At 73.5% G+C, this 24,062-nt stretch carries 20 protein-coding genes and 2 pseudogenes; 14 read left to right on the forward strand and 8 right to left on the reverse strand.

Annotated features, from left to right (window positions below; genetic code table 11):
* Positions 1-39 precede the first annotated feature (39 nt).
* Entirely contained in the window at positions 40-549 is a 510-nt protein-coding gene (locus tag OG618_RS10870; protein ID WP_329487141.1) for a methylated-DNA--[protein]-cysteine S-methyltransferase, read from the reverse strand.
* Entirely contained in the window at positions 546-2,066 is a 1,521-nt protein-coding gene (locus tag OG618_RS10875; protein ID WP_396486817.1) for a DNA-3-methyladenine glycosylase 2 family protein, read from the reverse strand. The genes OG618_RS10870 and OG618_RS10875 overlap by 4 nt, the downstream gene beginning before the upstream one ends.
* Positions 2,067-2,324: 258 nt before the next feature.
* Between OG618_RS10875 and OG618_RS10880 the strand changes: the two genes are divergently transcribed.
* A complete protein-coding gene (locus tag OG618_RS10880) occupies positions 2,325-2,729 on the forward strand; it encodes an ASCH domain-containing protein (RefSeq protein ID WP_329492068.1) in 405 nt (134 codons plus the stop codon).
* A 72-nt stretch (positions 2,730-2,801) separates the two neighbouring features.
* Here OG618_RS10880 and OG618_RS10885 read toward each other — a convergent pair whose 3' ends face one another.
* The 3 genes from OG618_RS10885 to OG618_RS10895 all read right to left on the reverse strand — a co-directional run bounded on the left by OG618_RS10885 (position 2,802) and on the right by OG618_RS10895 (position 6,187).
* Positions 2,802-3,383 carry a YdeI/OmpD-associated family protein gene (locus tag OG618_RS10885; RefSeq protein WP_329487143.1) on the reverse strand — a complete coding sequence of 194 codons (582 nt, stop codon included), beginning with the start codon at positions 3,381-3,383 and terminating at the stop codon, positions 2,802-2,804.
* A 76-nt stretch (positions 3,384-3,459) separates the two neighbouring features.
* Positions 3,460-4,581 (reverse strand): ribosome small subunit-dependent GTPase A, encoded by a 1,122-nt coding sequence (gene rsgA, locus OG618_RS10890; protein WP_442906781.1) that lies wholly within the window; start codon positions 4,579-4,581, stop codon positions 3,460-3,462.
* Between the two features lie 319 nt (positions 4,582-4,900).
* Positions 4,901-6,187, reverse strand: coding sequence for a YihY/virulence factor BrkB family protein (locus tag OG618_RS10895; protein ID WP_329487144.1), 1,287 nt, complete (start codon positions 6,185-6,187; stop codon positions 4,901-4,903).
* A gap of 177 nt (positions 6,188-6,364) precedes the next feature.
* Between OG618_RS10895 and OG618_RS10900 the strand changes: the two genes are divergently transcribed.
* The 11 genes and pseudogenes from OG618_RS10900 (at position 6,365) to OG618_RS10950 (ending at position 16,441) form a co-directional block, all read left to right on the forward strand.
* On the forward strand, positions 6,365-6,448 hold the full coding sequence (locus tag OG618_RS10900; protein ID WP_329492070.1) for a putative leader peptide: 84 nt from the start codon (positions 6,365-6,367) through the stop codon (positions 6,446-6,448).
* 198 nt (positions 6,449-6,646) lie between these two features.
* Entirely contained in the window at positions 6,647-8,371 is a 1,725-nt protein-coding gene (locus OG618_RS10905; protein WP_329487145.1) for a nitrite/sulfite reductase, read from the forward strand.
* A gap of 73 nt (positions 8,372-8,444) precedes the next feature.
* Complete coding sequence (locus OG618_RS10910; protein ID WP_329487146.1) at positions 8,445-8,642, forward strand: hypothetical protein; 198 nt, start codon at positions 8,445-8,447, stop codon at positions 8,640-8,642.
* The gene (locus tag OG618_RS10915) at positions 8,623-9,324 is read left to right on the forward strand and encodes a phosphoadenylyl-sulfate reductase (RefSeq protein WP_329487147.1); all 702 of its coding nucleotides are present in this window, start codon (positions 8,623-8,625) and stop codon (positions 9,322-9,324) included. The genes OG618_RS10910 and OG618_RS10915 overlap by 20 nt, the downstream gene beginning before the upstream one ends.
* Before the next feature lie 73 nt (positions 9,325-9,397).
* Entirely contained in the window at positions 9,398-9,979 is a 582-nt protein-coding gene (gene cysC / locus OG618_RS10920; RefSeq protein ID WP_329492071.1) for an adenylyl-sulfate kinase, read from the forward strand.
* The gene (cysD, locus tag OG618_RS10925; RefSeq protein WP_329487148.1) at positions 9,976-10,914 is read left to right on the forward strand and encodes a sulfate adenylyltransferase subunit CysD; all 939 of its coding nucleotides are present in this window, start codon (positions 9,976-9,978) and stop codon (positions 10,912-10,914) included. Before cysC ends, cysD begins: the two co-directional genes overlap by 4 nt.
* Positions 10,915-12,240: a sulfate adenylyltransferase subunit 1 gene (locus OG618_RS10930; protein ID WP_329487149.1), complete on the forward strand. Its 1,326-nt coding sequence runs from the start codon at positions 10,915-10,917 to the stop codon at positions 12,238-12,240.
* Between the two features lie 268 nt (positions 12,241-12,508).
* Complete coding sequence (locus OG618_RS10935) at positions 12,509-13,681, forward strand: aliphatic sulfonate ABC transporter substrate-binding protein (RefSeq protein WP_329487150.1); 1,173 nt, start codon at positions 12,509-12,511, stop codon at positions 13,679-13,681.
* Between the two features lie 238 nt (positions 13,682-13,919).
* Positions 13,920-14,723 carry an ABC transporter ATP-binding protein gene (locus tag OG618_RS10940; protein WP_329487151.1) on the forward strand — a complete coding sequence of 268 codons (804 nt, stop codon included), beginning with the start codon at positions 13,920-13,922 and terminating at the stop codon, positions 14,721-14,723.
* The gene (locus tag OG618_RS10945) at positions 14,710-15,612 is read left to right on the forward strand and encodes an ABC transporter permease (RefSeq protein ID WP_329487152.1); all 903 of its coding nucleotides are present in this window, start codon (positions 14,710-14,712) and stop codon (positions 15,610-15,612) included. The genes OG618_RS10940 and OG618_RS10945 overlap by 14 nt, the downstream gene beginning before the upstream one ends.
* 20 nt (positions 15,613-15,632) lie before the next feature.
* Positions 15,633-16,441, forward strand: a pseudogene (locus OG618_RS10950) (sirohydrochlorin chelatase).
* A 121-nt stretch (positions 16,442-16,562) separates the two neighbouring features.
* Here OG618_RS10950 and OG618_RS10955 read toward each other — a convergent pair.
* The 3 genes from OG618_RS10955 to OG618_RS10965 form a co-directional block, all read right to left on the reverse strand.
* Positions 16,563-18,227 (reverse strand): DEAD/DEAH box helicase, encoded by a 1,665-nt coding sequence (locus tag OG618_RS10955; protein WP_329487153.1) that lies wholly within the window; start codon positions 18,225-18,227, stop codon positions 16,563-16,565.
* A gap of 157 nt (positions 18,228-18,384) precedes the next feature.
* Positions 18,385-18,588 carry a cold-shock protein gene (locus OG618_RS10960; RefSeq protein ID WP_329487154.1) on the reverse strand — a complete coding sequence of 68 codons (204 nt, stop codon included), beginning with the start codon at positions 18,586-18,588 and terminating at the stop codon, positions 18,385-18,387.
* A gap of 297 nt (positions 18,589-18,885) precedes the next feature.
* Positions 18,886-21,060 (reverse strand): MMPL family transporter, encoded by a 2,175-nt coding sequence (locus tag OG618_RS10965; protein WP_329487155.1) that lies wholly within the window; start codon positions 21,058-21,060, stop codon positions 18,886-18,888.
* 552 nt (positions 21,061-21,612) lie between these two features.
* On the opposite strand from OG618_RS10965, the pseudogene OG618_RS10970 reads away from it, so the two are divergent.
* Positions 21,613-22,999: pseudogene (locus OG618_RS10970) on the forward strand (MMPL family transporter); the annotation flags it as partial.
* Positions 23,000-23,152: 153 nt separating this feature from the next.
* Complete coding sequence (locus tag OG618_RS10975; protein WP_329487156.1) at positions 23,153-24,046, forward strand: phosphotransferase enzyme family protein; 894 nt, start codon at positions 23,153-23,155, stop codon at positions 24,044-24,046.
* Positions 24,047-24,062 lie beyond the last annotated feature (16 nt).

The following is a 24,062-nucleotide window of genomic DNA, read 5'->3' on the forward strand; positions in this document are numbered from 1 at the left end:
CCCGGCGGGGACCACGCCGGGCCCGGTCCCCGCCCGGGCTCAGAACAGCGTGCCGCCCTCCAGCTCCAGCAGCCAGCGCTTGCGGTCCACCCCGGCGGCGAAGCCGGTGAGGGAGCCGCTGGCCCCGATCACGCGGTGGCAGGGCCGGACGATCAGCAGCGGGTTGGCCCCCACGGCGCCGCCCACCGCGCGGACGGCGTTCGGCGAGGCACCGGCCAGCTCGGCGAGCCGGCCGTAGGTGACCGTCTCGCCGTACGGGATGCCGTCCAGCGCCGCCCAGACGCTCCGGCGGAAGTCGGTCCCGACCGGGGCCAGTGGGAGGTCGAAGGCGGTGCGCTCACCGGCGAAGTAGGCGGTGAGCTGGGCGACCGGCTCGACCAGCGCGTCCGGGTCGTGGACCCAGTGGTCGGCGGGCTCGGCCAGCGCGTACTTCTGGCCGGGGACGGTGACGGTGGCCAGCGCGGCCGGTCCGCCGTCCGTCGGCAGGACGCCGCTGAGCAGCAGCCGGCCGAACGGGCTCTCCATGAAGGTGAAGACGGTGGTGCTCATGCTCGGGTGTTCTCCGTTCCAGTGCTGAGGTCACTCGCGGCGCCCGCCCAGAGGCGGTGGACGGCGTAGGAGCGCCAGGGGGCCCAGGCCTCGGCGGCGCGGTCGGCGGATCTCGGGTCGCCGGGGGCGCCGAGCCGGACGAGGCCGTGGCGCACGCCGACGTCGCTCGGCAGGAAGACGTCCGGGTCGGCGAGGGCCCGCATCCGCAGGTAGCCGACGGTCCAGGGGCCGATGCCGGGGAGGGCGAGCAGCTGCGCCGCCGCCTCCTCCCGGTCGACGCCGCCGTCCAGCCGGACGACGCCCTCGGCCAGCGCCGCGCAGAGACCGGTGAGCGCCCGGCGGCGGGCGGCCGGCATCGCGAAGTCCTCGGGGTCGGCCACCGCCAGGGCGGCGGCGGTCGGGAAGAGCAGCCGCAGCCCGCCGTTCGGCTCCGGCAGGACGGCGCCGTACTTCTCGGCGAGCCGGCCGGCCAGGGTGCGGGCGGCGCCGACGGTGACCTGCTGGCCGAGGACGGCGCGGACGGCCAGCTCGTGCGGGTCGACGTGACCGGGCGAACGCAGCCCGGGGCGGGCGCGGACCAGCGCGCCGAGCACCGGGTCGGTGCCGAGCCGGCCGTCCACCGCGTCCGGGTCGGCGTCCAGGTCGAACAGGATCCGCAGCCGCTGGACGGCGGTCGGCAGGTCCCGCAGGTCGGTCAGGAAGAGGCGGCAGTCCAGCCAGCCGCGGGTCCGGGGTTCGTCGGCCGCCAGCCCGTCCACCTCGGCGATGCCGTGGCCGTACGGAAGCGTGAGGGTGCGGCGGTAGGTGCGCAGGCCCGGGCGCGGGCCGGGGACCACCTCCTCCACCCCGGGCACGGCGCGCAGGGCCAGGAAGCCGATCAGGTGGTCGCTGTCCAGCGCGCCCCGGTAGGCCAGCCGCAGGGTGAGCCCGCCGGCCGGGGTCGCGGTGCGCCGCCCCGCCGCGACCTCGGCGCGCAGCCCGCTGGGGGTGCGGTCGTAGACCTCGCGGACGGTGTCGTTGAACTGCCGGACGGAGGCGAACCCGGCCGCGAAGGCGATCTCGGTGACCGGCAGCTCGGTGGTCTGCAGCAGCAGCCGGGCGGTCTGGGCGCGGCGGGCCCTGGCCAGCGCGATCGGCCCGGCGCCGAGTTCGGCGGTGAGCTGGCGCTGGAGCTGGCGGGAGCTGTAGCCGAGGCGGTGGGCCAGACCGGCGACGCCCTCCCGGTCCACGATGCCGTCGCCGATCAGCCGCATCGCCCGGCCGACCAGGTCGGCGCGGTGGTTCCACTCGGGCGAGCCGGGCACCGCGTCGGGGCGGCAGCGCCGGCAGGCGCGGAAGCCCGCGCCCTGGGCGGCGGCGGCACTGGGGTAGAAGGTGCAGTTGACGCGCTTGGGGGTCACGGCGGGGCAGCTCGGCCGGCAGTAGATGCCGGTCGAAGTGACGGCCGTGAAGAAGACGCCGTCGAAGCGGGAGTCCCTGCTGTCCACGGCTCGGTACCGGATGTCGTCGTCAATCACGCTGTCCAGTCTGCGGCACTCGGCGGGGTGGGACTGGCGGGAATCGGACATGGGCGTGCGGGTCCGCCGGAGCGGCTTTCCGGCCGCTCGCCCGCGCCGGGAAAACCGCGAGCCGTGCGGCCGGGCCCGCGGCTACCCTGGCCGGGCCGGGCACCCGATCCGCCCGACCGACTGACCCTTTCTCCCGGTGACAAGGAGCCTCCCGTGACCGAGCAGCCGTACACCGGCCCGGACGATCCCCGGGTCACCGCGCTACGGGTGGAGCAGTTCGCCTTCCCCGGGCCGCTGCGCGACCGGCTGGTCGCGGCCGTCGTCAGCGGCGCCAAGACCAGCACCACCGGCCTGCTCGCCGAGTACCAGCACGAGGACGAACCGCTGCCGAGGGTGGGCGTCCGCTCGGCGGTGATCGACTCGGACGGCCGGGCGGTGGCGGTGACCGAGACCACGGACGTCCGGGTCGTCCCGCTCGCGGAGGTCGACCTGCGGCACGCCGTGGACGAGGGCGAGGGCTTCACCACGGTGGCCGCGTGGCGCGCGGGCCACGAGGACTTCTGGCACAGCGAGGAGCTGCGGGCGGCGCTGGGCGATCCCGGCTTCACCGTCGACGACTCCACTCCCGTCGTGCTGGAGCGGTTCCGCGTGGTGGCCGACCTCCTGCGCTGACGGAACTCCACCGACCGGCCGCCGACGCCGCCCGCTCGGGGCCGCCTCGCCCCGCACACCGCCCGCCGACCGCTACACCGCCGGGCCGCCGTCGCCCGTCAGCCGCCGCAGGGCCCGGTCGAGCCGGTCCCGCCGGGCCCGCGGGGTGAGCGCCTGGAGCAGCGGGAGCACGAGCCGGTAGCGCGCCGTCCGGTCGAGTGCCTCGAACGCCCGCCGGGCCCGCGGGTCCGCCTCCAGCGCCGCAGCCAGCTCCGGCGGCACGGTCGCGGCCCGCTGCGAGGCGTAGGCCGCCGCCCACCGGCCGTCCGCCTGGGCGCGGCGCACCTCGGCGAGCCCGGGTCCGCGCATCCGGCCCTCGGCCGTCAGGGCCGCCACCCGGTCGACGTTCACCTGCGACCAGAGGCTCCTGGGCCGGCGCGGTACGTACTTCTGCAGGTAGTACCGCTCGTCGAGCGCGCGGCGCTGCCCGGAGATCCAGCCGTAGCAGAGGCCGATGTCGACCAGTTCGTCGTCGGTGACCGACGCGATGCCGGACTTCCGTCTGGCCATCCTGATCCACACGCCTTCGTGGCGCGGGTGGTTGGCGGCCAGCCAGTCCTCGAAGGCCCGGGCGTCCACGAAGGCGAGGACCTCCACCCCGTCGATCTCGTCCACGCGGTCGAGCGTAGCGGCATGCGCCCGGCGGGGCGACGGGCCGCCGCAGCGCGCCCGCCGCCCCGCCGGTCCGCCGTCACCGCTTGACGACGCCCCGGGCGCGCACCGACTTGGTGATGGTCTTCCACTTCTTCAGCCGGGCCGAGGCCAGCCGGGCGTCCGAACGGGAGGCGATCCACTCGCTCTCGCGCTGGAGCTTGAGGTAGCTGTCCATCCGCCGCTGCGGGAGCGTGCCGTCCTCCAGCGCGGCCCGCACCGCGCAGCCGGGCTCGGTGTGGTGGCCGCAGTCGTGGAAGCGGCAGCCCTCGGCCAGCTCCTCGATGTCGGAGAAGGCCATCGCCACGCCCTCGCCGCCGTAGAGGCCGACCTCGCGCAGGCCGGGCGTGTCGATCAGCACGCCGCCGCCGGGCAGCGGGATCAGCTCGCGGGTGGTCGTGGTGTGACGGCCCTTCTGGTCGACCGCCCGGGCCTGCTGAACGGTCATCACCTCGGCACCGGCCAGCACGTTGGTGAGCGTGGACTTGCCGACGCCGGACTGGCCGATCACGGCGGTGGTGCCGGGCGTGCAGGCGCGCAGCACGTCCACCCCCTCGCCGGTCTCGGCGCTGACCACCAGCACCGTGACGCCGGGGGCGATGGCCTCGACGTCGGCCCGGATGAAGTCGGCGTCGTCCACCAGGTCGGCCTTGGTGAGGACGACCACCGGATCGGCGCCGGACTCCCAGGCCAGGGCCAGGAAGCGCTCGATCCGGCCCAGGTCGGGCTCGGCGGCGAGCGAGGCGGCGATCAGGACGGTGTCGACGTTGGCCGCCAGCACCTGGCCGTCCGAACGCTTGCCGGCCACCTTGCGGATGATCGCGGTGGAGCGCGGCAGCAGCGCCGCGACGGCCGGCATCGGCCGGGCCGCGAGGTCCACGGCCGCCCAGTCGCCGGTGCAGGGGCAGTTGATCATGTCGACGTCGCCGACCGACCGGGTGTCGGCCCGGACGGTGCGCGGCTCGCCGGTCGACGGGTCGGCCAGGACGACGTCGCACTGGCCGCGGTCCACCCGGACGATCCGGGCGGGCGTCAGCCCGGCCTCGGCGAGCGGGGCGAAGAGCTCCTCGGACTCGGCTGTCCAGCCGTAGTCGGCCAGCGGGAAGTCACCGGAGTCGGAATCGGAGGAGAGGAGGGACGAAACGGAGGCAGCGTTGAACAACGCAGTGGGCCCTTCGGGAGGAAAGTGATCCCGCCGGGCTACGGCTGCGCGCGCGAAGGCGGCGTCAGCCGGCGGCCGGGAGGGAGAGGTGGTGGGTGCGAGCGCTGCCCAGGGCAGCCGTGACGGCAAAGACGGTCACAAGGCTCACCTCGCTTCTCTTCTCCGTGGACCGGTACAGCGGTCCCCTCAAACCGAACTGGTCACACCGTAGCGGCCGTCTCCGGCGCTGCCAACCGGTTTTCCACCTGCGCCGATCCGGTCGCCGACGACCCGGTCGCCGACGGCCGGCGCCGCGCCGACCGCCCGGCGCCGCGGCGCGTCAGCGCTGGTCCCACGGCGGCCGCGGCGGGTGGCTGGGCAGCGTGCGCTCGGGCGGCGGCGCGGTCGGCCGGTCGCTGTCCGGCGGCGGCGGGGCCGGCCGGTGGTGCGGACCGCTCCGGCTGGTGAGCCGGGCCCGGACGTTGTCGGCGGCGAGCACGTCGGCCCAGCGCTCGGGGTACTCGGAGGGCACGTCGACGTCCTCCCCCTCCTCGGCGTACTCCTCCTCGGCCCCCTCGGCGAGGCCGAGCTCGCGCGCCCGCCGGGCGCGCTCGGCGGCGCGCCGGGCGGCCACCTCGCGGACCACGGCGGCGGCGGCCTCCTCCTGCGCGCGCTCGTTCTCGGCGCGGGCGTCGGCGGTCTCCAGGGTGGGCCAGCGGCGGTCTATGGCGGCGTTCATCGCGGCGCCGATCAGCACCGCGAGCGCGACCACGAAGATCCAGAGCAGCACGGCCACCGGCGCGGCCAGCGAGCCGTACACCGAGGGGCCCTCGACCGAGCTGACCAGGTACAGCCGCAGTCCGACGCTGCAGAAGACCAGCACCACCAGCGCGACCAGCGCGCCCGGGATGTCCTCCCGCCAGGGCGTCGAGACGGGTACGGCCAGGTGGTACAGGGTGGTCAGGAAGACGATCAGCAACAGGATCGCGACCGGCCAGTAGAGCGCGTTGACCACGGTCGCGAGGTCCTGGACGGTGTTCTGGACCAGCCCGGGCCCGACCAGCAGCAGCGGCAGGACCAGGGAGCCGATCACCAGGGCGCCGAGGTAGAGGCCGAGCGACATCAGCCGGGTCTTGACGATGCCGCGCTTCCCGTCGAGCCCGTACATCACGGTGATGGTGTCGATGAAGATGTACAGCGCCCGGGACCCGGACCAGAGCGAGAGCAGGAAGCCGATCGAGACCAGGTCCGGGCGGGTGTGCTTGAAGACCTCGTCCAGCAGCGGGATCACCACGTCCTGGATGGACGAGTCCGAGAGGACCGTCCCGGAGGCCTTGAGGATGTCCTGCTTCAGCTTGTCGATCGTGCCCGCGCCGAGGAGGTCGTCCAGGTAGCCGAGGGTGCCGGCCAGGCAGAGCAGCAGCGGCGGGATGGACAGCAGGGTGAAGAACGCCGCCTCCGCCGCGAGCCCGGTGACCCGGTACTCGACGCAGGTGTTGGTGGTGTCCCTGACCAGCGCCCAGGCCGTCGTGCGCCAGGTGGCCTTGGCCGCCCGTCGGGAGCCCTTGCCCCGACGACGGGAGGGCCGCTCCGGGTTCGGTCTCGTCGTTTCGCCTGCTGCTTGCACAGGGCTAACGGTATCGGGCCGGGGCAGGTCCGTTGATCTCCCGTGTCGCGGGCCGTTCGACGGGGGTCCGATCCGGGGAGCGGCGGGAACGTCTCGGCATCTCGGTATGCGAAACCTTTGCGTCCATCATTCGGACGTTAGTGGACCTCGCGTCGTGCTCCGTGCGAATCTCTTGCCATGCCTAGCGCCGGAACCACCCTAGTAGGTCGACTCCACGTCGATCTCCTTCGCGTGTCCAGCGCCATCTGTCCGGTGATCTGAGCCCCACCCCGCCGCCACCCACCGCACCCGGCGCCACCACCCCGCCATCCCCGCCGACGCGGATGCGCAGGCGCCCGCCCGGCCACGGTCACTGCTCTCCCGGCCTTGAGAAACCCGCAGGTCACAGCAGCAGCGCCCGGCCGAGCACGCCCAGCGACCGATCCGGCGTCAGAGCCACCTGCCCCGAAGGACTTCACCATGGCCACCACCCCCGAGACCGCCGAGCCGACGGCCGATCGCGCCGAGGCACGCCGCCCCGCCGCGCCTCGCAAGGTGACCCGCCACCGCGGTGAGGGCCAGTGGGGCATGGGCCACTTCACTCCTCTGAACGCCAACGAGCAGTTCAAGAAGGACGACGACGGTCTCAATGTGCGGACACGTATTGAGACGATCTACTCGCAGCGCGGCTTCGACTCGATCGACCCCGCCGACCTGCGCGGCCGGATGCGCTGGTGGGGCCTCTACACCCAGCGCAAGGAAGGCATCGACGGCGGCAAGACCGCGATCCTGGACCCGCACGAGCTGGACGCCGAGTACTTCATGCTCCGCGTCCGCATCGACGGCGGCCGGCTGACCGTCGCCCAGCTCAAGGCGATCGCCGAGGTCTCCGAGCTCTACGGCCGGAACACCGCCGACCTGACCGACCGGCAGAACGTCCAGTACCACTGGATCCGGATCGAGGACGTCCCCGCGATCTGGCAGAAGCTGGAGGCCGTCGGCCTGTCCACCACCGAGGCCTGCGGCGACACCCCGCGCGTCATCCTCGGCTCCCCGGTGGCCGGCATCGCCGAGGACGAGATCATCGACGGCACCTCCGCCATCGAGGAGATCCAGCGCCGCTTCATCGGCAACAAGGACTTCTCCAACCTGCCGCGCAAGTTCAAGTCCGCCGTCTCCGGCTCCCCGCTGCTGGACGTCGCGCACGAGATCAACGACGTCGCCTTCGTCGGCGTCGAGCACCCCGAACACGGCCCCGGCTTCGACCTCTGGGTCGGCGGCGGCCTCTCCACCAACCCCAAGCTCGGCGTCCGCCTGGGCGCCTGGGTCCCGCTCGACGAGGTCGCGGACGTCTACGGCGGCGTCATCGGCATCTTCCGCGACTACGGCTACCGCCGGCTGCGCAACCGCGCCCGGCTGAAGTTCCTGGTCGCCGACTGGGGCGTGCAGAAGTTCCGCCAGGTCCTGGAGGACGAGTACCTCAAGTACCAGCTGGTGGACGGCCCCGCGCCGAAGGAGCCCGCCGGCCGCTGGCGCGACCACGTCGGCGTGCACCGGCAGAAGGACGGCAACTACTACGTCGGCTTCGCGCCGCGGGTCGGCCGGGTCGACGGCGCCCTGCTCGGGCGGATCGCCGACCTCGCCGCCGCCCACGGCAGCGACCGGCTGCGCACCACCGCCGAGCAGAAGATGCTCGTCCTCGACATCGCCGAGGACCGGGTCGAGTCGCTGGTGGCCGGCCTGGAGGCGCTGGACCTGCGGGTCACCCCCTCGCCCTTCCGCCGCGGCACCATGGCCTGCACCGGCATCGAGTACTGCAAGCTCGCCATCGTCGAGACCAAGGAGCGCGGCCGCACGCTCATCGACGAGCTGGAGAAGCGCCTGCCGGACTTCGAGGAGCCGCTGACCATCAACATCAACGGCTGCCCGAACGCCTGCGCCCGCATCCAGGTCGCCGACATCGGCCTCAAGGGCCAGCTGGTGACCGACGCCGACGGCCGGCAGGTCGAGGGCTACCAGGTGCACCTGGGCGGCGCGCTCGGCCTGGAGGCCGGCTTCGGCCGCAAGGTCCGCGGCCTCAAGGTCACCAAGGACGGCCTGCCGGACTACGTCGAGCGGGTGCTGACGCGCTACCAGGCCGACCGCGCCGAGGGCGAGCGCTTCGCCCAGTGGGCCGCCCGCGCCAGCGAGGAGCAGCTGTCATGAGTGAGCGCAGCGAGCGAATCATGGGGCAGGGGCGTGTCTCGCGAAGCGGACGCCGAGCGCAGCGAGGTGGGCAATGAGTGAGCGGGCGGCACCGTTCTTCTGCCCGTACTGCGGCGACGAGGACCTGCGCCCCTCCGAGGCCGGGCACGGCGCCTGGGAGTGCCACGGCTGCCGCCGGGCCTTCCAGTTGAAGTTCCTCGGCCTGCTCTCGGCACCCGACAGGACCACGGCGACCGACGGGGGTACGTCACATGACCGGCACGACGACTGACTACGAGGCGATCGCGACCGCCGCCGGCCGCGAGCTGGAGGAGGCGACCCCCCAGGAGATCCTGGCGTGGGCCGCCGACACCTTCGGCGCGCGGTTCTGCGTCACCTCCTCGATGGAGGACGCGGTCGTCGCCCACCTCGCCTCCTCGGTCTTCCCCGGCGTGGACGTGGTCTTCCTGGACACCGGCTACCACTTCCCCGAGACCATCGGGACCAGGGACGCGGTGGCCGCGGTGATGCCGGTCAACCTCATCACCCTCAAGCCGCTGCAGACGGTCGCCGAGCAGGACGCCCAGTACGGGCCCGCCCTGCACGACCGCGACCCGGACCTCTGCTGCTCGCTGCGCAAGGTCGAGCCGCTGAACCGCGGCCTCGGCGGCTACGACGCCTGGGCCACGGGGCTGCGCCGCGACGAGTCGCCCACCCGGGCCGGCACCCCGGTGGTCGCCTGGGACGCCAAGCGCCGCAAGGTCAAGATCGCCCCGATCGCCCGCTGGACGCAGGAGGACGTGGACGCCTACGTCAACGCCAACGGCGTCCTGCTCAACCCGCTGCTGTGGGAGGGCTACACGTCGGTCGGCTGCTCGCCGCTGTCGTGCACCCGCAAGCCCGAGGAGGGCGAGGACGCCAGGGCCGGCCGCTGGTCCGGCTCCGGCAAGACCGAGTGCGGCATCCACCTCTGAGCGAGCCACCGCCCCACCACCGATCCACCGTCACTACCCGTCTGGAGAACCCACCGTGAGCACAGCCACCACCCTGGCCGCCGACGGAGCCGCGGAGGCGGCCCCCGCGGCCGCCCCCTGCGAGCGCGGCGCCACCGTGTGGCTGACCGGGCTCCCGAGTGCGGGCAAGACCACGCTCGCCTTCGCCCTGGCCGAGCGGCTGCGGGCCGAGGGCCACAAGGTCGAGGTCCTGGACGGCGACGAGATCCGCGAGTTCCTCTCCAAGGGCCTCGGCTTCACCCGGGAGGACCGGCACACCAACGTCACCCGGATCGGCTTCGTCGCCGAGAAGCTCGCCGCCAACGGCGTCAAGGTGCTCGCCCCGGTGATCGCCCCCTACGCGGACTCCCGGGCGGCGGTCCGCGAGCGGCACGCCGCCCACGGCACCGGCTTCCTGGAGATCCACGTCGCCACCCCCGTCGAGCTCTGCGCCGAGCGCGACGTCAAGGGCCTGTACGCCAAGCAGGCGGCCGGCGAGCTCTCCGGCCTGACCGGCGTCGACGACCCGTACGAGGCCCCCGTGGACCCGGAGCTGCGGCTCCAGACCCAGGGCCGCGAGGTGGCCGAGAGCGCCGCCGAACTCCACGCCTTCCTGACCGAGAGGGGTCTCGCGTGACCACCGCGACCGACAGCCTGGTCCACACCGAAGAGAGCGGCTTCGCGCTGTCCCACCTGGACGCGCTGGAGGCCGAGTCGGTGCACATCTTCCGCGAGGTCGCGGGGGAGTTCGAGCGCCCGGTGATCCTGTTCTCCGGCGGCAAGGACTCCATCGTCATGCTGCACCTGGCGCTCAAGGCCTTCTGGCCGGCCGCCGTCCCGTTCTCGCTGCTGCACGTCGACACCGGCCACAACTTCCCCGAGGTCATCGAGTACCGCGACCGGGTGGCGGCCGAGCACAACCTGCGCCTGCACGTCGCCCACGTCCAGGACTTCATCGACGACGGCCGGCTGCGCGAGCGCCCCGACGGCACCCGCAACCCGCTGCAGACCGTCCCGCTGCTGGACGCCATCGAGCGCAACCGCTTCGACGCCGTCTTCGGCGGCGGCCGCCGCGACGAGGAGAAGGCCCGCGCCAAGGAGCGCGTCTTCTCCCTGCGCGACGAGTTCGGCGCCTGGGACCCGCGCCGCCAGCGCCCCGAGCTCTGGTCGCTGTACAACGGCCGGCACGCGGTCGGCGAGCACGTGCGCGTCTTCCCGCTCTCCAACTGGACCGAGCTGGACGTCTGGCAGTACATCGAGCGCGAGGGCATCGAGCTCCCGGAGATCTACTACGCGCACGAGCGCGACGTCTTCTCCCGCAGCGGCATGTGGCTGACCGCGGGCGAGTGGGGCGGCCCCAAGGAGCACGAGCCGGTCGAGCGGCGCCTGATCCGCTACCGCACGGTCGGCGACATGTCCTGCACCGGCGCCGTCGACTCCGACGCCGCCGACATCGGGGCCGTGATCGCCGAGATCGCCGCCAGCCGCCTCACCGAACGCGGCGCCACCCGGGCCGACGACAAGCTTTCCGAGGCCGCGATGGAAGACCGCAAGCGCGAGGGATACTTCTAAATGAGCACCACCACCCGGACCAGCGCCACCGCCCTGCTGCGCTTCGCCACCGCCGGCTCCGTCGACGACGGCAAGTCCACCCTCGTCGGCCGGCTGCTGCACGACTCCAAGTCGGTGCTCGCCGACCAGCTGGAGGCCGTCGAGCGCGCCTCCCTGAGCCGCGGCCAGGAAGCGCCCGACCTCGCACTACTCACCGACGGCCTGCGCGCCGAGCGCGAGCAGGGCATCACCATCGACGTCGCGTACCGCTACTTCGCCACCCCCCGCCGGCGGTTCATCCTCGCCGACACCCCCGGGCACGTGCAGTACACCCGCAACATGGTGACCGGCGCCTCCACCGCCGAACTCGCCGTCGTCCTGGTGGACGCCCGCAACGGCGTGGTCGAGCAGACCCGCCGGCACGCCGCCGTCGCCGCGCTGCTGCGGGTGCCGCACGTGGTGCTGGCCGTCAACAAGATGGACCTCGTCGAGTACGCGGAGCCCGTCTTCGCCGCCATCGCCGAGGAGTTCACCGCCTACGCCGCCTCGCTCGGCGTCCGGGACGTGGTCGCGGTCCCGATCTCCGCCCTCGCCGGGGACAACGTGGTCGAGCCGTCCGCCCACATGGACTGGTACGGCGGCCCCACCCTGCTGGAGCACCTGGAGACGGTGCCGGTCGGCAGCGACCCGAGCGTCGAGCCGGCCCGCTTCCCGGTCCAGTACGTGATCCGCCCGCAGAGCGACGAGCACCCCGACTACCGCGGCTACGCGGGCCAGTTGGCCTCCGGCGTGCTGCGGGTCGGCGACCCGGTGACGGTGCTGCCCTCGGGCCACACCACCACCGTCGCCGGCATCGACGCGCTCGGCGCGGAGACCGACCTCGCCTGGGCCCCCCGGTCGGTGACCGTCCGCCTCGCCGACGACATCGACGTCTCCCGCGGCGACCTGATCGCGGCCGGCCCGGTCCCGGTGCCCACCAAGGACATCGAGGCCACCGTCAGCCACCTCAGTGAGCGCCCGCTGCGCGCCGGCGACAAGGTGCTGCTCAAGCACACCACCCGCACCGTGCGCGCGCTGGTCAAGGCGATCTCCTACCGCATCGACATCGACAGCCTCGAACAGCGCTCCGGCGCCCAGGGGCTGGAGGTCAACGACATCGGCCACGTGGTGCTGCGCACCGCCGAGCCGCTGGCCCTCGACGACTACCGCGTGAACCGCCGGACCGGTTCGTTCCTGCTGATCGACCCGGCCGACGGCACCACCCTCACCGCCGGCATGGCGGGCGAGGCCTTCGACACCGTGCGCCCCGACGCGCCCGGCGCACCCGACGAGGAGGACTGGGTCTGATGCCCCGCGAGGCGTTCTCGGGCATGGACAAGGAAGGCGGCCGCATCGGCAGCGGCGTCCTCGGCAGCGGCCAGGGCGGCCTGACCCGATGTGCGGGCCGACAGGGCTGACCGGAGCCCTGTCACCGGGCCGGCCGCTGTCCCACCCCACAGCTGGTGCAGCGCACCGACCCGGCTTGCCCGGCATCCCCCGATGCCGCGAGCACGACCCGCCCCTTCCCGCCCGGGACCGTCCCCGCGACGGTCCGCCCGTGAACAGGACTTCGCCCATGGCACCGAACCACGCACTCGCGCCCGCCACCCTCCCCGATCGGCCGACACACCCGGCCGCCGGCCGGATCAGACGCTCCGCCGCGGCCGCCGTCGCCGGCCTCACCGCGGTGGCGCTGCTCTCCGCCTGCGGCTACGGCTCGAAGAGCGAGGACGACAAGCCCGCCGCGGCCGCCGCCGCCGGCGGTTCCGCCTCCGGTGTGAAGCTCTCCGCCGACACGGTCAAGATCGGCTACTTCGCCAACCTGACCCACGGCACCCCGCTGGTCGGGCTCCAGGAGGGCCTCTTCCAGAAGGAGCTCGGGGCCACCCAGATCAAGACCCAGGTCTTCAACGCCGGTCCGGCCGAGATCGAGGCGCTGAACGCCGGCTCCATCGACATCGGCTGGATCGGCCCCTCCCCCGCGATCAACGGCTACAGCCAGTCCAACGGCGAGTCACTGAAGATCATCAGCGGTTCGGCCTCCGGCGGCGTCAAGCTGGTGGTCAACCCCGAGAAGATCCAGAGCCTGGACGACCTCAAGGGCAAGAAGATCGCCACCCCGCAGCGCGGCAACACCCAGGACGTGGCGCTGCTCAACTACCTGGCGGGCAAGGGGCTGAAGGTCAACCCCGACACCGGCGCCGGCGACGTCTCGGTGGTGCGGACCGACAACAAGGTCACCCCGGACGCCTACAGCTCCGGCTCGATCGACGGCGCCTGGGTGCCCGAGCCGACCGCGTCCAAGCTGGTCACCCTCGGTGCGAAGGTCCTGCTCAACGAGAAGGACGTCTGGCCGGACAAGAAGTTCGTGATCACCAACATCATCGTCTCGCAGAAGTTCCTCAAGGAGCACGCCGACGTGGTGGAGGCCGTGCTGCGCGGCTCGGTGAACACCAACACCTTCATCAAGGCCAACTCCGACAAGGCCAAGGCCGACGCCAACGCCGCCATCAAGAAGGAGGCCGGCAACGCCCTGCCGGCCGAGATCCTCGACCCGGCCTGGGCCGACATCGACTTCCTGGACGACCCGCTGGCCGGCACCCTGCAGGCCGAGGCCGACCACGCCGTCACCGCCGGCCTGCTCAAGAAGCCGAACCTGGCCGGGATCTACGACCTCACACTGCTCAACAAGGTGCTCAAGGAGAAGGGCCAGGCTCCCGTGGCGGACGCCGGGCTCGGCGCCAAGTAGCACCGCGCGGCACCCGCGGCGCACGGAAGCCCCGCCGCACCCAAGCCCCGAGGTCCGGTTCCCCGCCCGCCCGGTCGATGCCCGATCGATGCCCCCAGAGCACACGGGACGGGCGGGGCCGGACCCCGGCCCCGATTCCTTCGCCACCCGCCCTCCTCGCCCGCCGACCGGCAGGAGGGGCCCATGACCGCCCCCGGCCCCCGGCCGGGAGCTGCCCCCAGATGCAGGAGGTGCCCGGATGACCCCGGCACTGACCACCTCGGACGACGCCGTCGGCGTCGACACCCGCGGCGGCTCGCCCGCCGTCCGGATCTCGCACGTGCACAAGTCCTTCGGCCGCCCGGGTGCCGCCACGCACGTCCTGGACGACATCACGCTCGATGTCGCGCCCGGCGAGTTCGTCACGCTGCTCGGCGCCTCGGGCTGCGGAAAGTCCACCCTGCTCAACCTGGTCGCCGGCCTCGACAAGCCCACCGCGGGCTCGATCGAGGTGACCGGCGGACGCCCCGCGCTGATGTTCCAGGAGCACGCGCTCTTCCCCTGGCTCACCGCCGGCAAGAACATCGAACTCGCGCTCAAGCTCGCCGGCGTGCCCCGCCCCGAGCGCCGCCCCGAGGCAGAGCGGCTGCTCGAACTCGTCCGGCTGGGCGGCTCCTACGGCAAGCGCGTGCACGAGCTCTCCGGCGGCATGCGCCAGCGCGTCGCACTGGCCCGCGCGCTCGCCCAGGGCGCCTCGGTCCTGCTGATGGACGAGCCGTTCGCCGCGCTCGACGCCATCACCCGGGACGTGCTGCACGACGAGATCACCCGGATCTGGGCCGAGCACAAGCTCTCCGTCCTGTTCGTCACGCACAACGTGCGGGAGGCCGTCCGGCTCGCCCAGCGCGTGGTGCTGCTCTCCTCGCGCCCCGGCCGGGTCGCCCGCGAGTGGCGGATCGACCTGCCGCAGCCGCGCCGGATCGAGTCCGCCGGCGTCGCCGACCTGTCCATCGAGATCACCGAAGAACTGCGTGGGGAGATCCGCCGCCATGGCCAGCACTGACAGCACCACCACCCTGGCCAAGGACCGGCCGGCGGACATCGCCGACGTCGGCGCCGGCCTGGACGCGCTGGACGCCGTCCAGGTGCGGCGCGTGCCGCTCGGCGAGATCCTGCGGACGAAGGCGCTGCCGCCGCTGCTCGGGCTGCTGCTCGTGCTGGCGCTCTGGCAGGGCGCCTACAGCCTCGAACTGACCTCCTCCTACAAGCTGCCCAGCCCGGCCGACGTCTGGCGCTCGCTGGTCGAGCTCTGGGAGGCCGGGACGCTGTTCAGCATCATCTGGACGAGCGTCTGGCGCGGTATCTCCGGCTTCCTGATCGCGGTCGTGATCGGCACCCCGATCGGTCTGCTGGTCGCCCGGGTCAAGCCGGTCCGGGCCGCGCTCGGGCCGGTGCTCTCCGGCCTGCAGTCGCTGCCCTCGGTCGCCTGGGTGCCCGCCGCCGTCATCTGGCTCGGCATCAACGATTCGATGATGTACGCCGTCATCCTGCTCGGCGCCGTCCCCTCCATCGCCAACGGCCTGGTGGCCGGCATCGACCAGGTGCCGCCGCTGTTCCTCCGGGCCGGCCGCACCCTGGGCGCCACCGGCCTGTCGAACGCCCGCCACATCCTGCTGCCGGCCGCCCTCCCCGGTTACCTGGCCGGCCTCAAGCAGGGCTGGGCGTTCTCCTGGCGCTCGCTGATGGCCGCCGAACTCGTCGCCTCCTCCCCCGACCTGGGCCTGGGCCTGGGCCGGTTCCTGGAGAACCAGCGGGAGTCGGCCAGCATGTCCGGCGTCCTCCTCGGCATCATCCTCGTCCTGTTCGTCGGCATCGCCATCGACCTCCTGCTCTTCGCCCCGCTGGAGCGCCGGGTGCTGCGCAACCGGGGCCTGGTGGGCACGGCCCGCTGACCATCGAGGTTCCTGTGATCATGTCTGCACCGGATCGACCGCTCCTGCTGATCGCCCACGGCAGCCGCGACCCCCGCCACGCCGCGACCGTGGCGGGGGTGGTCGAGCAGGTCCGGGCGCTGCGCCCCGGGCTGGAGGTCGCCACCGCGTACCTGGACCACTGCGCGCCGCGGATCCCGCAGGTGGCCGGCCGGCTGTTGGCGGCCGTGGCCGTTCCGCTGCTGCTGAACCGGGCCTTCCACGCCAAGCACGACATCCCCGCCGCCCTGCGCGCCGCCGGCGCCGACCTGCCGGTCGCGGACGTGCTGGGCCCGGCGCGACCGCGCGTCGCGGACGCGGCGCCGGCGACCGGGCCGCTCCCCGCCCCCTCCCCACTGCTGCTCGCCGCGCTGGACCGCCGCCTCGCCGGGGCCGGGCTGGCCGTCGGCTCCCCCGCCGTCCGCGCCCGCACCGGTGTCGTGCTGGCCGCGGCCGGCTCCTCCGACCCGGCCGCCGACGCCGCCACCCGGGCGGTGGCCGCCGAGTGGCGCCGGACCCGCGGCTGGGCCGGCGTCGAGGTCGCGTACGCCTCCGCTGCGGCGGCCCGCGCGTCCCCGCCGCCGCCGCCGCGCTGCGGGCGGCCGGGGCCCGCCGGGTGGCCGTCGCGCCCTACCTGCTCGCCCCGGGTCTGCTGCCGGACCGGATCGTGGACGCCGCGGCCGAGGCGGAGGCGGACGTCCTCGCCGAGGTCCTCGGCGCCGCCCCCGAGATCGCCCGCCTGGTGCTCAGGCGCTACCTCGGGGCCTGCCGCGGGGCCGTCGCCGCACCGGCGCTCAGCGCCAGCGCCTGAGCGGTCCGACCGGAGCCGGCCGGGACACACCCCCGGCACGCCCCCGCCGGCGCACGCGAACGGCCCGGCTCCCCCACCGAGGGGAGCCGGGCCGTTCGTCCTCGTCCGCGTCCGGAAGGACTCAGTCGGTCTTGCGGCGCTGGCGGCCGGTGCCGTAGTTGGCGCCGGTCTTGGAGCCCGAGCCGGGCGCCGGGCGGCCGGAGGAGCGGCCGATGAAGCCCGCGGCCTGGCGGCTGCCACCGCCGCCCTGGCCGCCGCCGGCACCGCCGAGGCGCTGCTTCGGACGGGGGCGGCGCGGGTTGCCGTTCATGTCGACGTCGGTGGGCAGGCCCGAGCGCTTGGCGGGGCGGCGGCGCGGGGCGCCGGCCTTGGCCTCGGCGGCCGGAGCGGCGGCCGGGGCCGGGACGACCACCGCGACGGGTACGCCGCTGGGAGTGCGGGCACCGGTGATCCGGGTCAGCTCGGCGTCGCCCGGGCGGATCTTCGTCGTGGTCGGGCGGATGCCGGCGACCGTCATCAGCCGGTTGACCTCGCGCCGCTGGTCGGGCAGGACCAGGGTGACGACCGTGCCGGACTCGCCGGCCCGGGCGGTGCGGCCGCCGCGGTGCAGGTAGTCCTTGTGGTCGATCGGCGGGTCCACGTTGACGACCAGGTCGAGGCCCTCGATGTGGATGCCGCGGGCGGCCACGTTGGTGGCGATCAGCGCGGTCACCAGACCGTCGCGGAACTGGTCGAGCACCCGGTTGCGCTGGGGCTGGGACTTGCCGCCGTGCAGGGCCGCCGCCTTCACGCCGTTGGCCAGCAGCTGCTTGGCGAGGCGGTCGGCGCCGTGCTTGGTGTGCACGAACATGATCACGCGGCCGTCGCGCGAGGCGATGTGCGCGGTCGCGGAGGCCTTGTCGGCCGGGTCCAGCTGGAGCACGTGGTGGTCCATGGTGGTCACCGCGCCGGCCGACGGGTCGACCGAGTGGGTGACCGGATCGGTCAGGAAGCGCTTGACCAGCCGGTCGACGTTGCGGTCCAGGGTGGCGGAGAACAGCATCCGCTGCCCGCCCTCGGCGACCTGCTCCAGCAGCTTGGTGACCTGCGGCAGGAAGCCCATGTCGGCCATCTGGTCGGCCTCGTCGAGGACGGTGATGGCCACGTCGCCCAGTCGGACGTCGCCGCGGTTGATCAGGTCGTCCAGCCGGCCCGGGGTGGCGACCAGGACCTCGGCGCCCCGGCGCACGGCGTTGGCCTGCCGGGTGATCGACATACCGCCGACGACGGTGGCGATCCGCAGGTTCACGGCGGTGGCGTACGGGGTGAGCGCGTCGGTGACCTGCTGGGCCAGCTCACGGGTCGGCACCAGGACGAGGGCCAGCGGGTGCCGGGAGTCGGCGCGCTTGCCGGCCGTGCGGGCCAGCAGCGGCAGGCCGAAGGCGAGCGTCTTGCCGGAGCCGGTGCGGCCGCGGCCGAGCACGTCGCGGCCGGCGATGGAGTCCGGCAGGGTGGCGCCCTGGATCGGGAACGGCTCGGTGACGCCCTCGCGGGTGAGCGCGCTGAGGATGCCCTTGGGCAGGTCCAGCTCGCCGAAGGTGGCCGCCGGCGGCCGCGGCGGGGTTCCCCCCTGGACGACGGTGAAGTCGGCGGGCGCCTGGGCGGCGCGCGGGGCGCTGTTGCGCGGGGCGCCGCCGCGGGAGGCACGGGGGGCGCCGCCGTTGCGGGCGCCGCCGCCGGTGCGGGGCTTGCGCGAACGGTCGCCGCCGCGCTCGTTGTCACGGGGTGCGCGGGCAGGGGTGGTCATGGATTCTCCATCCGATGGGAGGCACAGCCCGGTCGGGGCTGGTCGGCCGTCGGGTGGGAATTCGCCGCCCCGGCCGTTCGGCGGCATGCACGAGGGCCCGCACCGTGCGGTACGGGCCCTCGCTACGCGAGATCGCGAGTCAGCTCGGAAGCTGGACTCAGATGACGCGGATGTTCTCGGCCTGCGGGCCCTTCTGGCCCTGCGTGACGTCGAACTCGACCTTCTGGCCCTCGACGAGCTCACGGAAGCCCTGAGCGCTGATGTTCGAGTAGTGGGCGAACACGTCAGCGCCGCCACCATCCTGCTCGATGAAGCCGAAGCCCTTTTCGCTGTTGAACCACTTCACGGTGCCGGTAGCCATAACCGTCTCCTCAAAAAACTGGGGCATCAGAGCCCACACTTCGTGGACCCCAAGTAGCCGCGATCCCCATCCGGAGACTGAAACACCGGACAAAACAAATGCGCCTGTTGGGTTGAACCAGCAGGCGCACACAAACGTTCATGGGAACCAAAACTGCAACTGAGTCGACTGTAGCACGGCGCCACCCCGATTGACCGGGGACTTATTGCCTGGCACGTCACGTTTGCCCGCGCCGCAAAGGGGGCACGCGGCGCCCGCCGAAGCGGACGCCGCGTGCCGTGCGGTGCGACGGGGCGGTCAGTGCCGTCCGGCCGGCTCCGGCACACCGTGCGAACCGGCCACCGGGGCCGGGCCGGACTGGTGCTGGTCGTCGGCGCCGTGGCCGGGCCACCAGGCGGCGCGGCCGATCAGCGCGGTGAGCGCCGGGGTGAAGAAGAGCGCCATCACGAAGGCCGCCAGGGCGATGCCGAAGGCCATCGCGAAGCCGAACTCCAGCATGAACACGTTGCCCGCGAGCATGAAGGTCGCGAACGACGCCGCCAGGATGAACCCGGCCGCCGCGACGGTCGGGCCGCCGTGGCGCAGCGCCTCACGGGCCGCCTCACGCGGGTTGCGGCCCGCGCGGGCCTCCTCCCGCAGACGGGCGATGATCAGGATGTTGTAGTCCGTCCCGATCGCCACCACGAAGAGGTAGATCAGGATCGGCAGCATGAACATCAGACCGCTCTCGCTGCCCAGCTTCTGGAAGAGCAGCGTGGCGGAGCCGAGGGTGGCCGTGAAGCCGAGCCCGACCGAGACCATCAGGTACCACGGGGCGACCACGCTGCGCAGCTGCAGGCCCAGGATCAGCAGGATCAGCAGACCCGCGACCGGGAACACCAGCTTGTAGTCGTGGTTCATCGCGAGGTTGATGTCCTTGTAGACGGCGGTCAGACCGCCGACCTTCGCCTCCGTGCCGGTCGGCGCCTGGCTGTGCGCGACCTCCCGCAGCTCGGTGACCGAGTCGATCGCCGCGTTGCTGGACGGCTCGTTGTTGAGCAGCACGGTGAAGTCGGCCGTCGTGCCGTCCTCGCTGAGCTGGGGCTTCGCCGCGACCGGGGACACCCCGTGGACGCCGCCGAGCTTGGCCGCGAAGCCCTCGAACGCGGCCGGGTCGAGCTTGGTGCCCGCGGTGCTGGTCAGGTAGACGTGGCTCGGGTCGGCCGCGCCGGCCGAGAAGCCGTTCATCAGCTTGTCCTGGACGACCATCGACTCCTTGTCCTTGGGCATGGAGCTGCCCGCGAGGTCGAAGGTGCCGTTGTAGCCCAGGGCGCCGGCCGACAGCGCCACCAGCACGCCGCCGGAGGCCAGGGCGACCAGGGCGGGGCGCTTCTCGACCATGCGGCCGAGCGCGGTGAAGCGGGCGTTGCCCGGCTCGTTCATCCACTTCTTGCCCGGCCAGAACACACCGCGCGCCGGGATGACCGCGAGCACGGCGGGGGCCAGGGTGAGCGAGGCGAGCGCGGTGACGATCACCGCGATGGCCAGGGCCGGGCCGAGGGCCTTGAACATGCCGAGGCTGGAGAGGATCAGCACCGCGAAGGCGACGGTGACGGCGCCGGCCGCCGAGGCGATCGCCTCACCGACCCGGCCGACGGCGTTGGCCACGGCCTCCTTGCGGTCGTCCCCGGCCCGCAGCCGCTCGCGGTAGCGGAACGCCAGGAAGAGGAAGTAGTCGGTGCCGACACCGAGCACGACGACGATCAGGATCGCCGACAGCACCGGGGTGCTCTCCAGGCCGAACGCCTTGGTGGCGTAGGCGATCACGCCGTTGGCGGTCGGCATGGCGACCACCAGCGAGATCAGGATCGGCAGGAGTCCGGCCAGGACGCTGCGGAAGATGATTCCGACGATGAGCGCGACCAGGACGACCGTGGACATCGCGATGAGCGCGTCGGCCGAGCCGGAGGACTCCTTCTGGTCCAGCGCCTGGGCGGCGGCGCCACCGAGCTGGAACTTCAGGTCGGTCCCCGAGGTGAGCGACTTGCCCTCCTCGCGGAGGTGCTTGGCGGCCTCGCCGAAGTCCTCGGACTGCTGCTTGGCCTTGTCGATGGCTATCGGCGCGAGCGCGTACTTGCCGTCCTTGGACGTCGTCTGCTCGCTGACCGGGATGACCTTCTCGACGTCCGCGATCTTCTTGTCCGAGAGACCCTGGACGATCTTGGCCATGGCGGCCTTGTCGGCGTCGTTCATCGCGGCGCCGTCGTTGCGCTCGAAGAGCACCATCGCGGAGGGCGTGAAGTTGGCCGGGAACGCCTTCTCCTGGAGCGCCGAGGCCTGGATGGACTCGTAGTGCTTGGGAAGGAAGGAAGCCTCGTCGGTCTGGGCGGTGATCGTCGGCGCGCCGGCCACGATCGCGATCATCGCGACAACCCATGCCGCGATCACCCACCAGGCGCGACGGACGACGAAATGTCCGAGTCGGTGGAACATGCTCGTGATGCCTCCTGGGCATGGTTCACCGCCAGCCCTTGGGGGACGGGACTCCGGGCGACGGAGGACCGGCAGGGCATGGCGACGAGGCCCGCCCCTAGCCGGTCGGCAGGTAAGTGAGATGAGGACATCATCATACGAGAACTTGCTTGCCGACCGGCAAGCAAATATCCCCCGTAGACCAACCCCCTCAGGGACGCCGTCCAGCCGCCCCGCACCATCTTCACCCGCCGACCGGCCCTCTCACCTCGTGCTCGGGGTGGAGACCACTCCCCCTCAGGGTGGAGTTCGCACCCACTCTGAGGGAGGAGAAGTCAGGGTTCCCCGGTAGGGATAACCCCACCCCGCCCCCGTGGCAGACCCCCGGGACGACTCCCCCGCCAGCCGGATGCCTGCTCAACGGCCCCTTCCCTACTGTCGGTTGTGACGCCGAACGCACACCGGCGCCCGATTCCGGCGGCCGGCTCTCCGACGGCACTCTCGCCCCGCGACGACCGCCGCTCTCCCAGGGGGAACGACTCCGTGAAGACCAAGCTCGGCCTCGCCGCCGCGATGGGCGCCTGGAGCGCCCGGCACAGAAAGGCAGCCGTCTTCGGCTGGCTGCTCTTCGTCGTCCTCTCCGGCTACCTCGGCGGACTGCACGGCAGCACCGAGGTCGCCGACTCCGAGGCGATGCCGGGCCAGGTCTCCCGAGCCGCGCGGATCCTCGACGACGCCGGGCTGACCGCCCCGGCGAGCGAGACCGTGCTGGTCCAGAGTGCCACCACGACCGCCGACGCACCGGCCTTCCGTGCCGCCTCGACCAGGTGCTCGCCGGGGTGACCGGCACCGGCCGGGCCACCGACGTCCGCTCCCCGTACGACACCGGGGCGGTCTCGGCGGACGGCCGCTCCGTCCTCGTCCGGTTCAACGTCGCCGGCGGGGACGAGGTGGCTGTGAAGAACGTCACGGCCGTGCGGGACGCCGTCGCCGCCGTCCGGCGGCAGCACCCGGACCTCACCGTGGCCGAACTCGGCGACGCCAGCTCCGGCAAGTGGATCGACGAGCAGTTCTCCGGCGGCTTCACCCGCGCCGAGTGGACCGCCGTCCCGCTCGCGCTGGGCATCCTGCTGATCGCCTTCGGCGCGCTGGTCGCCGCCGTCCTGCCGGTCGTGCTCGCGGTCACCGCCTTCGTCGCGGCCGGCGGACTGGTCGCGCTCGGCAGCGGCGTCCTGCACACCACCGACAGCGCCGGCTCGGTGATGCTGCTGGTCGGCCTGGCCGTCGGCGTCGACCACTGCCTCTTCTACCTGCGCCGCGAACGCGAGGAGCGGGCCGCCGGGCGGGACCTGGAGACCGCGCAGGCGGTCGCCGCCGCCACCAGCGGCCGGGCCGTGCTGGTCTCCGGGGTCACCGTGGTGGTCGCGATGGCCGGCATGTTCCTCACCGGCATAGCCGAGTTCCAGGCGATGGCCTACGCCACCATCGTGGTCGTGGTCACCGCCGTGCTCGGCTCGCTCACCGTGCTGCCCGCCCTGCTGGCCATGCTGGGCGACCGGGTCGAGAAGGGCCGCGTCCCGCTGCTCGGCCGGCTGCGCCGCCCCGGCACCGCCGGCACCGGCGGCCGGTTCTCACCGCCGGGGTGGTCACCAGCGCGGCAGTGATCATGGTCGCGGTGTTCGCGGTCCTCGGCACCCTCTCCATGCAGGCGATGAAGCAGATGGGCGTCGGCCTCGCCGTCGCGGTACTGATCGACGCGACGGTGATCCGCGCGGTGCTGCTGCCCGCGGTGATGACCCTGCTCGGCGAGCGCAAGTGGTACCTGCCGACCTGGCTGCGGTGGCTGCCCGGGCTCTCGCACGGCGGGAGCCTCCCGCCGGTCGGCGCAGCGGTCCACGGCCCCGGAACCACCACCGGGCCGGCCGAACCCGAGCGGGCCCGGCACCGCCGGGTCGGGGTCCGACACCACCGCCGGCACCCCGCCGTCCACCGGCCGCCACCCGCCCGCCGGCCGCCGGCCGCCGGCCGTGACCGGGCCCCGCGTCGCGCGGGGCCCGGTCCGCGTGCGTCATGATGATCACCGTCCAGGCGTCCCGCGGAACGGAGCAGCCCCATGATCCCCTTCGACGAGGGCCGCGCCCGGCTCCTGCTCGCCCGGGCCTGCGCGTCCGCCGGCCTGCCCGAGTCCGGCGGCGCCCGGCTGCTCGCCCTGGGCGAGAACGCCGTCTTCGACCTCGGCGACCCGGCCGTGGTGGCCAAGGTCGGCCGCGGCCCCGAGCTGTCCGACCGGGCCGGGCGGGAGCTCGGCTTCGCCCGCTGGCTCGCCGACCGGGGCATCCCGGTGGTCCGCCCGTACGACGCCGTCCCGCCCGAGCCGAACGTCGTCGACGGCCACCCCGTGACCTTCTGGGAGCGGCTGGCCCCCGCCGAACGGCCCGCCCGGCCGGTGGACCTCGCGCCGCTGCTGCTCGCCCTCCACCGGCTGCCGCTGCCGCCCTTCCCGCTCGCCCGGCGGGACCTCCTCGCCCCCGTCGAGCGCTGGCTGGCCTCCGCCGAGGGGCACGTCGACCCCGCCGACGTCGCCTTCCTCCGGGACCGCCGCGACGACTTCGCCGCCGCGCTGCCCGGCCTGCCCGCGCAGCTGCCGACCGGCGTGATCCACGGCGACGCGCTGCCGCGCAACGTCCACATCGGGGCGGACGGACCCGTCCTGCTCGACCTGGAGTACGCCTCGCACGACCTGCGCGAGCACGACCTGGTGGTGCTCGCACTCAGCCACGACCGGTACGGCGTCCCGGCCGAGGAGTACCGGGCGTTCACCGAGGCCTACGGCTGGGACGTCCGGGAGTGGGCGGGCTTCGCGGTGCTGCGCGGCGCCCGCGAGACGGCGAGCGCCTCCTGGGTGGCCCAGCAGGCGCCGGGCAACCCGGCCGCGCTGGCGGAGTTCCGCCGGCGGGTCGATTCGCTGCGCGAGGGCGCCACCGGGGTGCGCTGGTACCCGTTCTGAGCCTGCCGTCTCCCGC

Source organism: Kitasatospora sp. NBC_01246, assembly GCF_036226505.1.
GTDB lineage: Bacteria > Actinomycetota > Actinomycetes > Streptomycetales > Streptomycetaceae > Kitasatospora.

What these genes read in the sequence shown, in the direction of transcription:
- OG618_RS10870 (WP_329487141.1), bottom strand. Translation starts at nt 549, where the DNA reads ATGAGCACCACCGTCTTCACCTTCATGGAGAGCCCGTTCGGCCGGCTG.
- OG618_RS10900 (WP_329492070.1), top strand. Translation starts at nt 6,365, where the DNA reads ATGCCTAGCGCCGGAACCACCCTAGTAGGTCGACTCCACGTCGATCTC.
- OG618_RS10905 (WP_329487145.1), top strand. Translation starts at nt 6,647, where the DNA reads ATGGCCACCACCCCCGAGACCGCCGAGCCGACGGCCGATCGCGCCGAG.
- OG618_RS10910 (WP_329487146.1), top strand. Translation starts at nt 8,445, where the DNA reads ATGAGTGAGCGGGCGGCACCGTTCTTCTGCCCGTACTGCGGCGACGAG.
- OG618_RS10915 (WP_329487147.1), top strand. Translation starts at nt 8,623, where the DNA reads ATGACCGGCACGACGACTGACTACGAGGCGATCGCGACCGCCGCCGGC.
- OG618_RS10930 (WP_329487149.1), top strand. Translation starts at nt 10,915, where the DNA reads ATGAGCACCACCACCCGGACCAGCGCCACCGCCCTGCTGCGCTTCGCC.
- OG618_RS10935 (WP_329487150.1), top strand. Translation starts at nt 12,509, where the DNA reads ATGGCACCGAACCACGCACTCGCGCCCGCCACCCTCCCCGATCGGCCG.
- OG618_RS10940 (WP_329487151.1), top strand. Translation starts at nt 13,920, where the DNA reads ATGACCCCGGCACTGACCACCTCGGACGACGCCGTCGGCGTCGACACC.
- OG618_RS10945 (WP_329487152.1), top strand. Translation starts at nt 14,710, where the DNA reads ATGGCCAGCACTGACAGCACCACCACCCTGGCCAAGGACCGGCCGGCG.
- OG618_RS10955 (WP_329487153.1), bottom strand. Translation starts at nt 18,227, where the DNA reads ATGACCACCCCTGCCCGCGCACCCCGTGACAACGAGCGCGGCGGCGAC.
- OG618_RS10960 (WP_329487154.1), bottom strand. Translation starts at nt 18,588, where the DNA reads ATGGCTACCGGCACCGTGAAGTGGTTCAACAGCGAAAAGGGCTTCGGC.
- OG618_RS10965 (WP_329487155.1), bottom strand. Translation starts at nt 21,060, where the DNA reads ATGTTCCACCGACTCGGACATTTCGTCGTCCGTCGCGCCTGGTGGGTG.
- OG618_RS10975 (WP_329487156.1), top strand. Translation starts at nt 23,153, where the DNA reads ATGATCCCCTTCGACGAGGGCCGCGCCCGGCTCCTGCTCGCCCGGGCC.